We start from the raw sequence: 12,309 nt of genomic DNA, 5'->3' as shown, positions 1-12,309 counted from the left end.
GGGGTCGGTGGGGGATGGCGGGGCGTGTAGATGCGCCCGAGGGAATCTGAAGGAACAGCCGAAGGCTGTGACGAAGATGACGAAGGGCAAGTCCGGAGCGAACGCTCCGGACCGCAATCGTAGCCCCGCCATCCCCCACCGACCCCGCCACGCGCGCCTTAAGAACCCACCCCGCAACAGCAACCCACCCCACTCACCCCCGCGCCCGCAACCAATCCTCCAAATCATTAGCCGGCAACGGCGGCGAAAACAAAAACCCCTGCCCCGCCGCACACCCCTGCTCGATCAAGAAGCGCCGCTGTTCCTCGTTCTCGATCCCCTCGGCCACCACCGGCAGGCTGAGACTCTCCCCGATGCGGATGACGGCGCTGGTCAGCGCCCGCGCCGCGTCGTCGTTCTCCAGCCCCTGGACGAAACTGCGGTCCAGCTTCAGTTCGTCCACGATCAGGCGGCGCAAGTGGCCCAGGCTGGAATAGCCCGTGCCGAAATCGTCCATCGACAGGCGCACGCCCAGGCGGTGCAGCTCCGCGATCGTGCGCAGCGTGCCCGCCGTGGCGTCCAGCACCACGCCTTCCGTGATTTCCAGCATCAGGTCCGACGCCGCCAGCCCGAACTCGGCCAGCGTCGCGGCGATCATGCGCGGCAGGTTCAGGTTGTGGAAATTGGTGGCCGACAGGTTCACCGACACCGACGGCACGCGCAGGCCGTTGTTGCGCCAGATGGAGAGCTGCGAGCAGGCCTCGCGCACCGCCCAGTCGCCCAGGTCGCCGATCAGGCCGCATTCCTCGGCCAGCGGCACGAAGCGCGCCGGCGAGATGTCGCCCAGCGTCGGGTGGCGCCAGCGGGCCAGCGCCTCGACGCCGTACAGGCTGCCGTTCTTCAGGCCCACCTGCGGCTGGTAGTGCAGCCGCAACGCGCGACCTTCCAGCGCGTCGCGCAGCGCCGCCTCCAGCGCCAGGCGTTCCTGCGCCTGGCGGTTCATCTCGGCACTGAAGAACGAGATGCGGTTGCGGCCCGCCGTCTTGGCCTGGTACATGGCCATGTCGGCATGGCGCAGCAGCGTGTCCATGTCGCGGCCGTTCTCGGGGAACACGCTGATGCCGATGCTCACCGACGGATTGAGCGTGATGCCGCCCACCACGAACGGCTGCGCCAGCGACACCAGGATGTGCTCGGCGGCGGCGGTCAGGCGGCCATGCTCGAAATCGGGCATCAGCATCACGAACTCGTCGCCCGACAGGCGGCCGACGATGTCGGTGGCGCGCGCCAGGCGCCGCAGGCGCTGGGCGATGTCGCGCAGCAGCGCGTCGCCGATGGGGTGGCCGAGCGTGTCGTTGACCTGCTTGAAGCGGTCCAGGTCCAGGAACAGCACCGCCACGCGCTTGCGCTCGGGCTCGGCGCGGGCGATGGCCTGCTCGGCCTGGGCCAGCAGCAGGTTGCGGTTCGGCAGGCCGGTCAGCTCGTCGTAGAACGCCAGCTGGCGGATGCGGGCGCGGGCCTCTTCGCGTTCCAGCGCCAGCGCGCACAGGTACACGCAGACGTCCACCAGGCGGTGGTGGAAGTCGTCCGGCAGGCGGCGTTCGCGGAAGTAGAAACCGAAGGTGCCGATGACGCGGCCGTCGCTCGACTTGATCGGCGAGGACCAGCAGGCCTTGATATCGTCCGGCAGCGGCAGATGGCGGTAGTCATCCCACAGCGGATCGGTGGCGATGTCGGGCACGATCACCGGCCGCCCGAGGAAAGCCGCGGTGCCGCAGGCGCCCACCTGAGGGCCGATGGCCATGCCGTCCAATGCTTCGTTATAGGCCGGCGGCATGCTCGGCGAAGCCAGCGTCCGCAGCTTGCCGGCCTCGTCCACCCGCAGCACCGTGGCCGCGACTTCGGGCGCCAGGCGCTCGACCTCGCGGCACACCATGTTCATCACTTCCACCACCGAGGCTTCGTTGACCATGGCCTGCAGCACGCGGCGCTGCAGCACCTCATGCACCTTGGTGGGGGTGATGTCGGTCAGCACGTCGACGATGTTGACCAGCGAACCGCGCTCGTCGAACACCGAGTTGGCCATGACCGACACCCACAGCGGCTTGCCGCTGCGGTCGTAGACCAGCACGTCCTTGTGATAGCCCTCGCGGCAGGCGATGCGGCGGTCCAGCTCCTCGCGGGTGCCGCCGTCGTGGCGGGTGCCGGCCAGCAGTTCGCCGAGCTCCTGCTCCAGCGCGTCGGCGCGCGAGAAGCCCAGCATGCGCTGGAAGCTGTCGTTGACGTAGACGATGCGGCCGTCGCGGCCGGACACGGCCACGGCGTTGCCGGTTTCGTTGATGCCCAGCAGCAGCAGGCGGACTTCCTCCTGGCGCTCGGCGTCGGCGATCGACTTGCGCGAGATCACCGCGATGCGGCGCACTTCGCCGCTTTCGTCGCGCATCGGCAGGTAGGTCGCCTCGATCCACAGCGACGCGCCGCTCTGCTTGCGGTAGCGGCAGGTGCCGGAAAGACCTCGCCGCGGCGCAGCCGCGCCCAGATATGTTCGGCGCTGGCGATGCCCTTGCCTTCGTCCATGCTGTCGCACAGCAGGTCGTGGCGCAGCCCGGCGATGTCGGCGCGGGCATAGCCCAGCGCGGCCAGGAAGTTGTCGTTGGCGTTGATGAGAGCGCCGGCGGCATCGAAATCGAACAGCAGCAGTGCCCGGTCCATCGACGCCAGATAGTTGCTCACCTGCCACGCGGCGCCCTGCGGGGCCGCGCTCGAACCGCCTGGATGAGAATCAAGCATAAGGGGCTCCATACCGGAAGAACAACGATTCCGGGTTCATTTCAGGGCCGGGGGAAGCCAAGTGCGACGCGGTCGCGTCCGTCCTGTTTGGCCAGGTACAACGCCTGGTCCGCCCGGCTGAGCGTTTCTGAAAAGGTTTCTCCGAGCTGGTGACAGGCCATGCCGATACTGACGGTCAGGCGCAACACATCGGCGCCGACATCGATGGCCAGGCCGCGCACCGCGCCGACCAGCCGGTCCATCACGCCCTGCGCCGTTTCCGGCGGGGTCGCGGGCAGCAGCACGAGGAATTCCTCGCCGCCCCAGCGGCCGCACAGATCGTATTCGCGCACGCTGCGGCGCATGGCGCCGGCCAGCTCGACCAGGGCGCGGTCGCCAATCTCGTGGCCGTAGCGATCGTTGACCGACTTGAAATGGTCGACGTCGAGCATGGCCACCACGAAAGCCTGGCCGCCACGGGCGGCGCGCTGGACTTCCTGCTTGATCATTTCCATCAGGGCGCGGCGGTTGAGCAGGCCCGTCAGGGGATCGCGGCGCGAGGTTTCCTCCAGCGTGGCGTTCAGGTCGCGCATCATGCTCTGATAGTGGTCGGAGATGCGCGCGATGCGCGCCAGCCGCCGCAGCTGCCGGTCGAATTGCTCGCACAGGCCCATTTCGCGCTGGTGCGCCATGGACTGGTAGGCATCCGACAAGTGCGTGACGCGCTCGATCCGCGCCATCTGTTCCGCCGTGTGCCGCCACAGATCCTGCAACGCCTCGCGCAACGGATGCCCGGCATAGGCCGGATCCGCCAGCAAGCCGACGATGCGGTCATCCAGCTCGGCGTTGCCGGCCTTCATTGGCGGCCGACGACGGAGAACGGGAAGGAGCAGTCTTCCTTGAATTCCTCGGCCAGCTCGCCGACGCGCTCGTTGCGCATGTCGTAGAACCAGGTGACGCTGACGCTGCGGCCCTTGCCGTGGGCGGCCTCCAGCACATCGAAGATGTCCATGACGGACTTGATGCTGCTGGTGTTCAGATAGAGCAGTTCGAGTTCCAGGTTCAGCGGCGCGGCGCTGCCGAGCAGGTAGGCCTCGACCCACTCGATCACCGGGCCGAACAGCTCGAACGAATTCTCGGGGTAGGAGTCGCCGCGCATCGCCAGCACGCCGGCGGCGGCGTCCGCGGTGATGGCGGGCGTGGACTGGGTCCCCGCGATATTCAGGTCTTTCATCAGTAACTCCGAAAAGGGTCTAAGGCTCAGGGGCGGCGGTCAGATCACGACGCTCAGGCTGAAGAACGCCTGGCCCTCGCCCGCGGCGGGCGTCAGGCTGGCCTCCAGCGGCGCGCCGGCCCGACGCGCGATATCGATCAGTCCCAGGCCGGCGCCCGAGGCCACGCCGGGGGTGCGCGGCTTGTGCAGCTGGGTCTTGTATTCCGCCTTCAGGGCGGCCTTGTCCAGCGCGGCCAGCTGCTGGATGCGGGCCACCAGGCTGCGGCCATCCTCGGCCTTGACCAGGTTGCCGGCCGACACCACGTAGCGGCTCTCGTCGCGGCGCCCGATGACCACGGTGGCGGCGGCGTCCGTGTCGCCGTTCTGCGCGGCGTACTGGCGGATGTTCTGGATCATCTCGATGTACACCGAGAACACGTCCATGGCCTCCGCCGGCCGGGCATGCTCGGCGTTCAGGTAATTCTTCAGCGCATTGCCGATTTCCTCGATCAGGCTGCGGGAGATCGGCCCGTTGAAGCACAACAGCGTGCGATTCTGGTCGAACCGCTCGCCCAATGCGTAGAGATCGGAGGCATTCATGGGAGTTACCGCCCTGATAACGATTATTCGAAACGGAAAGACAGCAAGGTAATGTCGTCGCGCTGCGGCCGTTCGCCCTGGTAACGAGCCAGGGCCTCGGTAAACGCGGCCGCCTGGTCAGTTAACGGCTGCCGCGCGTGTCTCTTGAGCATTTCGGCGAAACGCGTGTTGCCAAAGCCGAAACCGTGCTCGCCGCCGGCCTGGTCCAGGAAGCCGTCGGTCGCCAGGTAGTAGGTCCAGCCCGGCTCCATGCGCAACTCGATGTTCTGGTAGGCCCCGGTCCGCTTGTCGCCCAGCGCGCGCTTGCCCCCGGGCACTTCGCGCAGGGTTTCGCCGTCGCTGGCAAACAGGCTGATCTTGGCGCCGGCATACCGCAACATGCCGGACTGGCGGTCAATATATACCAGCCCCGCGTCGGTATTTGTCGCGAGGGCCCGCGGCAGTTGCGCATCGGCAAGCATGGCGCGGATGGCGCTGTCGGTGCGGGCCAGGATCCCGGCGGGGTCGGCCGGGCCGGCCTCGGTGATGGCCAGGTCGATGGCGGCGCGCGCCAGCATGGTCATCAGGGCGCCCGGCACGCCGTGGCCGGCGCAGTCCATGATGCCCAGCAGGCAGTTGGGGCCGTCCGAGCGGAACACGTAGAAGTCGCCGCCGACCACGTCGCGCGGCTTCCACAGCACGAAGTGATGGGCGCCGAGCGACTGGGTCAGCTGGCGGTCCGGCAGGATGGCGCGCTGGATCAGGCTGGCGTAGTCGATCGAATCGCCGATCTTCTTGTGCGCCGCCGCCATGGCGCGGTTGGCGTCCTCCAGCTCGGAGGTGCGCTCGCGCACCTTGCTTTCGAGTTCGGCGGTGTGCTGGCGCACCTTGTCGGCCATGACGCCGAAGGCGCGGCTCAGGTCGCCGATCTCGTCCTGGCCGCCCGGCGGCAGGCGCACGTCGTAGCTGCCGTTGGCGATGGCGCGGGCCGACTGCTGCAGGCGGCGCAGCGGCCGCAGCATCAGGCGCTCGATGGCGTAGCCGAAGCACAGCAGCAGGGCCGCGAACAGCAGCACCAGGCCGATCGCGGCCGGCCACAGCCAGTCGGTATCGAGCACCCGGGCGGCGCCCAGGTCCACCACCGTCAGCACGTGCCAGTGCAGCTCGGGCATGTAGGCCACCGACACCAGCTGGCGCACGCCGTCGATCGCGACCCAGGCGGTCTGCACCGATTGCGGGTCGGCCTGGGCGGCGTGCAGCGCCGAACGCAGCTCGTCGCGGCCGCTGCCGGGGTCGAGCAGGTTGAACACCATGCCGCGGCCGTTGGCGCCGCTGGCCCCCGAGTTGTAGGCGATCAGCGTCGGATCCATGTGCGCCTGGATCGCCCCCTCCTCGTCGACGATGATGGGGGTGACGCCCGGCTGGCCGCTGTTGACGAAGTCGCGCAGGAAGCCGCCCACGTCCAGGCCGGCGCCGGTCAGGCCGATGACCTTGTCGCCGTCGCGCACCTGCACGTTGATCCAGACCCGCGTGGTCTTGAGCTTGAGGTCCGGATTGACGTTGATGTTGTAACGCGCGCTCGCCTTGAGCGAGTTGTAGAACCAGCCATCGTCGGCCGCCTCGCGGCTGAGCGTATAGCGCGGCGCTTCCGACAGCGGCTGGTCATCGTTGAAGTAATAGTGGCCGGTGGCGGCGCTGGCGATGAAATAGGCGCGGCCCAGCAGGTCGCGGCGGTAGCCGTCGGCCTCGCGGAAGAACAGCTCGCGCGCGGCCGGATCGGCTTCGTTGCGCAGCCAGCGGCGCGTCACCTCGCTGTCGGCCAGCCGCTGCGACAGCGCCAGCTCGCGCGACACCGGCGCCAGGATGCGCTGGCGGTTCAATTGCGTGAAGTTGTCGGCGAAAGCGCGCCCGAAGTGGTCGCGGACCCCGTCCAGCACCTGCCAGCCTATCAGCGCGGCCGGCGCCAGGGCGACCAGGCACGCCAGCAACAGCGCCATCAATGATTTTTTGCGCAAACCCCATTTCGCCATGCGAAGTCTTCCCTGACAGCTTGATAAGACGTGACGCATCCACGCGGTACGCACGGCGCGCTAAGTGTAGAGAACCACGAGATGAATTGAAACAGGCGTAAACACGCGGATTTGCCAAAGGTCAGCCTATTTCAGGCCCTGCCCCGCAAACCGCGCGTTTGTTGCGTTTTATATCGAAAGAAAGGCCGCGCTCCGCGCCGGGATTGCGGCTTTCGCGCTACACGCCCAGGTAGCGCTCCCACAATCCGCGGTCGGCATCGAGCGCCGCGGAGTCGCCGGTCCAGACCACCTTGCCGCGTTCCAGGATGACATGGCGGTCGGCCAGGCTCAGCAGGCGCTCGACGTACTTGTCGATCACCAGGATGGTCTGGCCGGCCTGGCGCAGGCGCGCCAGGCAGCTCCAGATCTCCTCGCGGATCTTGGGCGCCAGGCCCTCGGTGGCCTCGTCCAGGATCAGGAGGCGCGGGTTCGTGACCAGGGCGCGGCCGATGGCCAGCATCTGCTGCTCGCCGCCCGACAGCTGGTTGCCCATGTTGCGGGCGCGCTCGCCCAGGCGCGGGAACAGCTCGAACACGCGCTCGGGCGTCCACGGCTCGCCGATGGCGGGATTGCGCGCCGCCACGAAGGCCGTCAGGTGTTCGCGCACCGTCAGGTTGGGAAAGCACTGGCGCCCCTCGGGCACGATGGCCATGCCGGTGCGGGCGATGCGGTCGGGGCTCCAGCCGCTGATGTCCTGGTCGACGAAGCGGATCTTGCCGCCGCGCAGCGGCAGCTGGCCGAACAGGGTGCGCAGCAGCGTGGTCTTGCCCATGCCGTTGCGGCCCAGCAGCGTCACCACCTGGCCCGCGCCGATCTGCAGGTCCACGCCGAACAGCACCTGGCTGGCGCCGTAGCCGCTCTGGGCCGATTCAATGCTGAGCATCAGGCAAGCTCCTGGCGCGCGGGCGCCGTTTCGTCATCGCCGAGGTAGGCCTGGCGCACATCCGGGTTGGCGCGGATCTCGTCCGGCGTGCCGGTGGCGATCACGCGGCCGTACACCAGCACCGAGATGCGGTCGGCCAGCCGGAACACCGCCTGCATGTCGTGCTCGACCAGCAGCATGGCGGCGCGGCCGCGCAGGGATTCGATCAGGTCGGTCAGGCGCAGGGTCTCGTCGGGCCCCATGCCGGCCATGGGTTCGTCCAACAGCAGCACGCGCGGCCGCGCGGCCAGGGCCAGCGCGAATTCCACCTTGCGCTGCTCGCCATGCGGCAAGGTGCCGGCGGCGCGGTCCAGCAGGGCGGGATCGATGGCGCATTCGCGCGCCAGCTCGCGGGCCTGCTCGTACAGGGCCGACTCGGCGGCGCGCGGCCGCCAGAAGCGGAAGCTGCTGCCGGCGTGGGCCTGCACCGCCAGCACCAGGTTATCCAGCACGCTGGACTGCTTGAAGATGTTGGTGATCTGGTACGAGCGCGACAGGCCCGCCGCCACGCGCTGGTGCGCGTTCATGGCGGTGACGTCGCGGCCGTCCACTGCCAGCGCGCCGGAGTCGGCCGCCAGCGTGCCGGACAGCAGGTGGATCAGGGTCGACTTGCCGGCGCCGTTGGGGCCGATCAGGGCATGGATCTCGCCCGGGTTCAGGGAGATCGACACATTGTCGGTGGCCACCAGCGCGCCGAAGCGGCGCACCAGGTTGCTGGCCTGCAGCGCGGGGGCCTGCGTCGAGGTATGGGTCTGGTTCATGATCCCGCCTTGCCGGTTTGGGCGGCGGCGCGGCCACCGAACAGCGGGCCGAACAGGCCCACCAGGCCGCGCGGCGCGCCGAACACCACGCACAGCAGCAGCACGCCCAGGGGCAGGTGCCAGTATTCGGTCCACTGGCGCAGCACTTCCTCCAGCACCAGCATCACCACCGCGCCGGCCACGCCGCCGTAGCGCAGGCCGATGCCGCCCACCAGCACCATGATCAGCAGGTTGGCCGACTGGGTCCAGTGCATCAGGCTGGGCGAGATGAACAGGTTGTGGTTGGCCAGCAGCGCGCCGGCCAGTCCGGCCACGGCGCCGCTCAGCGTGAAGGCGGTGAGCTTGATGCGGTAGACCGGGTAGCCCATGGATTCCATGCGCGACTCGTTTTCACGGATGCCCTGCAGCGCGGTGCCGAAACGCGACAGCGTCACCCGCCCGAACAGCCACATCATCACGGCGAAGATCACCAGCACCAGGTAATAGAACGCCACGTCGTTGGCCAGGTCGATGCCCGGCAGCGACGAGTAGCCCGGCAGGTTCAGGCCGTCCTCGCCGCCGTACTGGCGCAGCGAGATGAAGATGTAGAACAGCATCTGCGCGAACGCCAGCGTGATCATGATGAAGTACACGCCGCGGGTGCGCAGCGAGATCGCGCCCGTGATGAAGGCCAGCAGCGCCGCCAGCAGCATCGCCACCGGCCACGACACCAGCGCCGAAGTCACGCCCGACATCGCCAGGATGCCGACCGCGTAGGCGCCGGCGCCGAAGAAGGCCGCGTGGCCCAGCGCCACCATGCCGCCGTAGCCCAGGATCAGGTTCAGGCTGGTGGCGGCCAGCGCGTAGATCAGCACGCGGCGCACGAAGGAGATATAGAAATCCAGGCCCAGGGCCGGCGCCACCAGCGGGAACGCCGCCAGCGCGGCCAGCAGGGCCAGGGCCCAGAGGATCGAAGAGGTCCGCATGCTCAGCCTCGCGCCGGAAACAGGCCGGAAGGCCGGAACACCAGGACCGCCGCCATCAGCACGTAGATGGCGATGGCCGCCAGCGTCGGGCCGACGCTGGACGCGACCGCCGGCGAGAACACCTGGCGCAGCAGCATCGGCAGGAAGGCGCGCCCGGCCGTATCGACCATGCCCACCAGCAGCGCGCCGACGAAGGCGCCGCGGATCGAGCCGATGCCGCCGATGACGATGCACACCAGCACCAGGATCAGGATTTCCTCGCCCATGCCGACCTGCACCGAGGTGATCGGGCCCAGCAGCGCGCCGGCCACGGCCGCCAGCATGGCGCCCAGCACGAACACGCCCAGGAACAGCAGCGGCACGCGCACGCCCATCAGGGTGGCCATCTGCCGGTTCGAGGCGCCGGCCCGCACCAGCACGCCGGCGCGGGTGCGCGTCACGAACCAGTACAGCCCCACGGCCGAGGCCACGCCGAAGACGATGATCATCAGGCGGTAGGCCGGATACAGCAGGTCGGGCAAGAGGCGCACCGGCCCGGACAGCAGCGCCGGCATGTTCAGCATGACCGGGGCCGGGCCCCAGATCATCTTGACCAGGTCATTGGCGATGAGGATGACGGCGTAGGTGCCCAGCACCTGCGCCAGGTGGTCGCGCAGCGCCAGGCGGCGGATCAGCGTCAGTTCCAGCGCCACCCCGACCAGCCCGGTGGCGACGGCGGCCACCAGGACGGCGGCGGTGAAGGACCCCGTGCGCTGCATGGTTTCGGCGGCGACATAGGCGCCTGCCATATAGAGCGAGCCATGCGCCAGATTCATGATGTCCATGATGCCGAACACCAGGGTCAGCCCGGCCGCAATCAGAAACAACATCAACCCAAACTGCAGACCGTTCAGCAATTGCTCGATGATGAGCGTGAACGTCATGAAAAATCCCCTGGTGGGCCCACCCCCGAAGCGCTGCGCGCTTCCCCCTCAAGGGGGTGTCGCGACGGACCGGCGAAGCCGGATCCGTGCGACCCCGCGGGGCCGGGCTGCATCGTGTAGCCGCGGCGCTTTACGCGTCCCGCCGCCTTTTATAGCTTGCAGTCGCCGACGTAGACGTCCTGGTACTTGTCGAACACCTTACCGACCAGCTTGTTGGTGATGCGGCCGTTGGCGTCCTTGTCGACCACGCGCAGGTAGTAGGCCTGGATGGGGTAGTGGTTCTTGCCGTAGGTGTAGCTGCCGCGCACCGAGGGGTAGTCGGCCTTGGCCAGCGCCTGGACGATGGCCTCGCGGTCGGAAGCCTTGCCGCCGGCCTGCTTGACGGCGGCGTCCATGGCCATGATGACGTCATAGGCCTGGGCGGCGTAGACCGACGGGTAGCGGCCGTTGTATTCCTTGCGGAAGGCCTCGACGAAGGCCTTGTTCTGCGGCACGTCCAGGTCATGCGCCCACTGCGCGGTGTTGTACATGCCCAGCATCGGCTCGCCCACGGCCTGGATCACGTCCTCGTCGGCCGAGAAGCCCGGGCCGATCAGCTTGACGCTCTGCGACAGGCCGGCCGACACGAACTGCTTGACGAAGTTGATGCCCATGCCGCCCGGCAGGAAGATGTAGACCGCGTCCGGCTTGGCGGCGCGGATCTGGGCGATCTCGGCGGCATAGTCGATCTGGCCGAGCTTGGTGTAGACCTCGTCGCCCGGGGCGGTCTTGTAGCCGCGCTTGAAGCCGGTCAGCGCATCCTTGCCGGCCGGGTAGTCCGGGGCCATGATGAACATCTTCTTGAAGCCGCGGTCGGCCGCGACCTTGCCAGCGGCTTCGTGGAAGGCGTCGTTCTGGTACGACGAGCCGAACCAGTAGTTGTTGCACTGGGCGCCGGCGAACTGGCTGGGGCCCGGGTTGTTCGACAGGTACGGCACCTTGGCGGCGAACAGCGCGGGGCCGACGGCCAGCGCCACGTTCGAGCCGATCGGGCCGGTGAAGAAATCCACCTTGTCGCGCTGGATGTAGCGCGTCACCAGCTGGCGGGCCTGGTCGGGGTTGCCGCCCATGTCGGTCTGCAGGAATTCGGCGGGCTGGCCGCCCAGCTTGCTGCCCAGCTGCTTGATGGCCAGGTTGAAGCCATCGCGGGCTTCGGCGCCCAGCGCCGAGAACGGGCCGGAAATGTCATTCGCGATGCCGACCTTGACCGGATCGGCGTGCGCCAGGGCCGGGATCAACGCGGCGGCGGCAACGAGGGAAGTGATGAAACGCATGGTGGTGTGCTCCGTGCGCGAGCCGCGCAGAGGGTGTTTTTCTGGGATTGCGATTCGAAGGACTTCTATGCCCGGCCTGCCGGCCCGATCAGGCGGCCATCAGACCGGCGCCCGCAGCAGCCGATCCCGGGGTGCGGCATGGGGAGAACTGGCGTGGTTCATAGTTTAGGTTTAAAGTATTCGGCAAAACAAGTCTAGGGTTTTTACCAATGATCCACGGCGCGGGCCCGCCCGCGCGGACATTACCCGACATCGGCCCGATACTCAAGAATACAGACCTCTCCACGCATTCCCGGTAACCTTCCCGACCATGACAGACGCTCCCGACCTGGAATCCCGCGCCGCCCCCGACGATCACCATGCGCTGCGCCTGTGGCTGCGCATGCTGACCTGCGCCAATCTCATCGAAGGCGAGATCCGCAGCCGGCTGCGCAACGAGTTCGACACCACCCTGCCGCGCTTCGACCTGATGGCGCAATTGCAGCGCGCGCCCAAGGGCATGAAGATGGGCGAGCTGTCGCGCCACATGATGGTGACCAACGGCAATATCACCGGCATCACCGACCAGCTCGAAAAGGAAGGCCTGGTGGTGCGCACCAAGGTCGAGTCCGACCGCCGCAGCTCGCTCATCAAGCTGACGCCGCAAGGCAGGAAGAGCTTCGCCAAGATGGCGCGGGCCCACGAGACCTGGGTCAAGTCGATGTTCGGCGAACTGCCCGAGGCCAGCCGCAACGCACTGTTCCAGGCGCTGGGCGAACTGAAGCTGCAGGCGGTCGCCACCCGCTCGGCCGCCGCCGGCGACTGAGCCGCGTCCCG

General features: G+C 68.1%; 12 protein-coding genes. 1 reads left to right on the top strand and 11 read right to left on the bottom strand.

What is annotated here, in order from left to right:
* Nucleotides 1-193: 193 nt before the first annotated feature.
* The 11 genes from AOZ49_RS22530 to AOZ49_RS22485 all read right to left on the bottom strand — a co-directional run bounded on the left by AOZ49_RS22530 (nucleotide 194) and on the right by AOZ49_RS22485 (nucleotide 11,493).
* A complete protein-coding gene (locus AOZ49_RS22530) occupies nucleotides 194-2,422 on the bottom strand; it encodes a sensor domain-containing protein (RefSeq protein ID WP_231690418.1) in 2,229 nt (742 codons plus the stop codon).
* A complete protein-coding gene (locus AOZ49_RS33670) occupies nucleotides 2,383-2,769 on the bottom strand; it encodes a hypothetical protein (RefSeq protein ID WP_231690417.1) in 387 nt (128 codons plus the stop codon). Before AOZ49_RS33670 ends, AOZ49_RS22530 begins: the two co-directional genes overlap by 40 nt.
* Nucleotides 2,770-2,810: 41 nt before the next feature.
* Nucleotides 2,811-3,608 (bottom strand): biofilm regulation diguanylate cyclase SiaD, encoded by a 798-nt coding sequence (gene siaD / locus AOZ49_RS22525; RefSeq protein WP_054433241.1) that lies wholly within the window; start codon nucleotides 3,606-3,608, stop codon nucleotides 2,811-2,813.
* Nucleotides 3,605-3,982 carry a biofilm regulation phosphoprotein SiaC gene (gene siaC / locus AOZ49_RS22520; RefSeq protein WP_054477864.1) on the bottom strand — a complete coding sequence of 126 codons (378 nt, stop codon included), beginning with the start codon at nucleotides 3,980-3,982 and terminating at the stop codon, nucleotides 3,605-3,607. Before siaC ends, siaD begins: the two co-directional genes overlap by 4 nt.
* 39 nt (nucleotides 3,983-4,021) lie before the next feature.
* Entirely contained in the window at nucleotides 4,022-4,561 is a 540-nt protein-coding gene (gene siaB / locus AOZ49_RS22515) for a biofilm regulation protein kinase SiaB (RefSeq protein ID WP_054477862.1), read from the bottom strand.
* 23 nt (nucleotides 4,562-4,584) lie between these two features.
* Entirely contained in the window at nucleotides 4,585-6,570 is a 1,986-nt protein-coding gene (gene siaA, locus AOZ49_RS22510; protein ID WP_197286553.1) for a biofilm regulation protein phosphatase SiaA, read from the bottom strand.
* A gap of 217 nt (nucleotides 6,571-6,787) precedes the next feature.
* Nucleotides 6,788-7,492, bottom strand: a complete 705-nt coding sequence (locus tag AOZ49_RS22505; RefSeq protein ID WP_054433232.1) for an ABC transporter ATP-binding protein — start codon at nucleotides 7,490-7,492, stop codon at nucleotides 6,788-6,790.
* On the bottom strand, nucleotides 7,492-8,292 hold the full coding sequence (locus AOZ49_RS22500) for an ABC transporter ATP-binding protein (protein ID WP_054433231.1): 801 nt from the start codon (nucleotides 8,290-8,292) through the stop codon (nucleotides 7,492-7,494). The genes AOZ49_RS22505 and AOZ49_RS22500 overlap by 1 nt, the downstream gene beginning before the upstream one ends.
* Nucleotides 8,289-9,257 carry a branched-chain amino acid ABC transporter permease gene (locus AOZ49_RS22495; protein WP_054477860.1) on the bottom strand — a complete coding sequence of 323 codons (969 nt, stop codon included), beginning with the start codon at nucleotides 9,255-9,257 and terminating at the stop codon, nucleotides 8,289-8,291. The genes AOZ49_RS22500 and AOZ49_RS22495 overlap by 4 nt, the downstream gene beginning before the upstream one ends.
* A 2-nt stretch (nucleotides 9,258-9,259) precedes the next feature.
* Complete coding sequence (locus AOZ49_RS22490; RefSeq protein ID WP_006392702.1) at nucleotides 9,260-10,180, bottom strand: branched-chain amino acid ABC transporter permease; 921 nt, start codon at nucleotides 10,178-10,180, stop codon at nucleotides 9,260-9,262.
* 149 nt (nucleotides 10,181-10,329) lie between these two features.
* Nucleotides 10,330-11,493, bottom strand: a complete 1,164-nt coding sequence (locus tag AOZ49_RS22485) for an ABC transporter substrate-binding protein (protein ID WP_054433227.1) — start codon at nucleotides 11,491-11,493, stop codon at nucleotides 10,330-10,332.
* A 310-nt stretch (nucleotides 11,494-11,803) separates the two neighbouring features.
* Here AOZ49_RS22485 and AOZ49_RS22480 point away from each other — a divergent pair, with 310 nt between their 5' ends.
* Nucleotides 11,804-12,298: a MarR family winged helix-turn-helix transcriptional regulator gene (locus AOZ49_RS22480; RefSeq protein WP_054477859.1), complete on the top strand. Its 495-nt coding sequence runs from the start codon at nucleotides 11,804-11,806 to the stop codon at nucleotides 12,296-12,298.
* The last annotated feature ends 11 nt before the right edge of the window (nucleotides 12,299-12,309 follow it).

Source organism: Achromobacter sp. 2789STDY5608615, from assembly GCF_001298995.1.
GTDB classification, from domain to species: domain Bacteria; phylum Pseudomonadota; class Gammaproteobacteria; order Burkholderiales; family Burkholderiaceae_B; genus Achromobacter; species Achromobacter insuavis.
The sequence above is the reverse complement of the archived record's forward strand: the minus strand, read 5'-3'. Positions and strand labels throughout refer to the sequence as shown.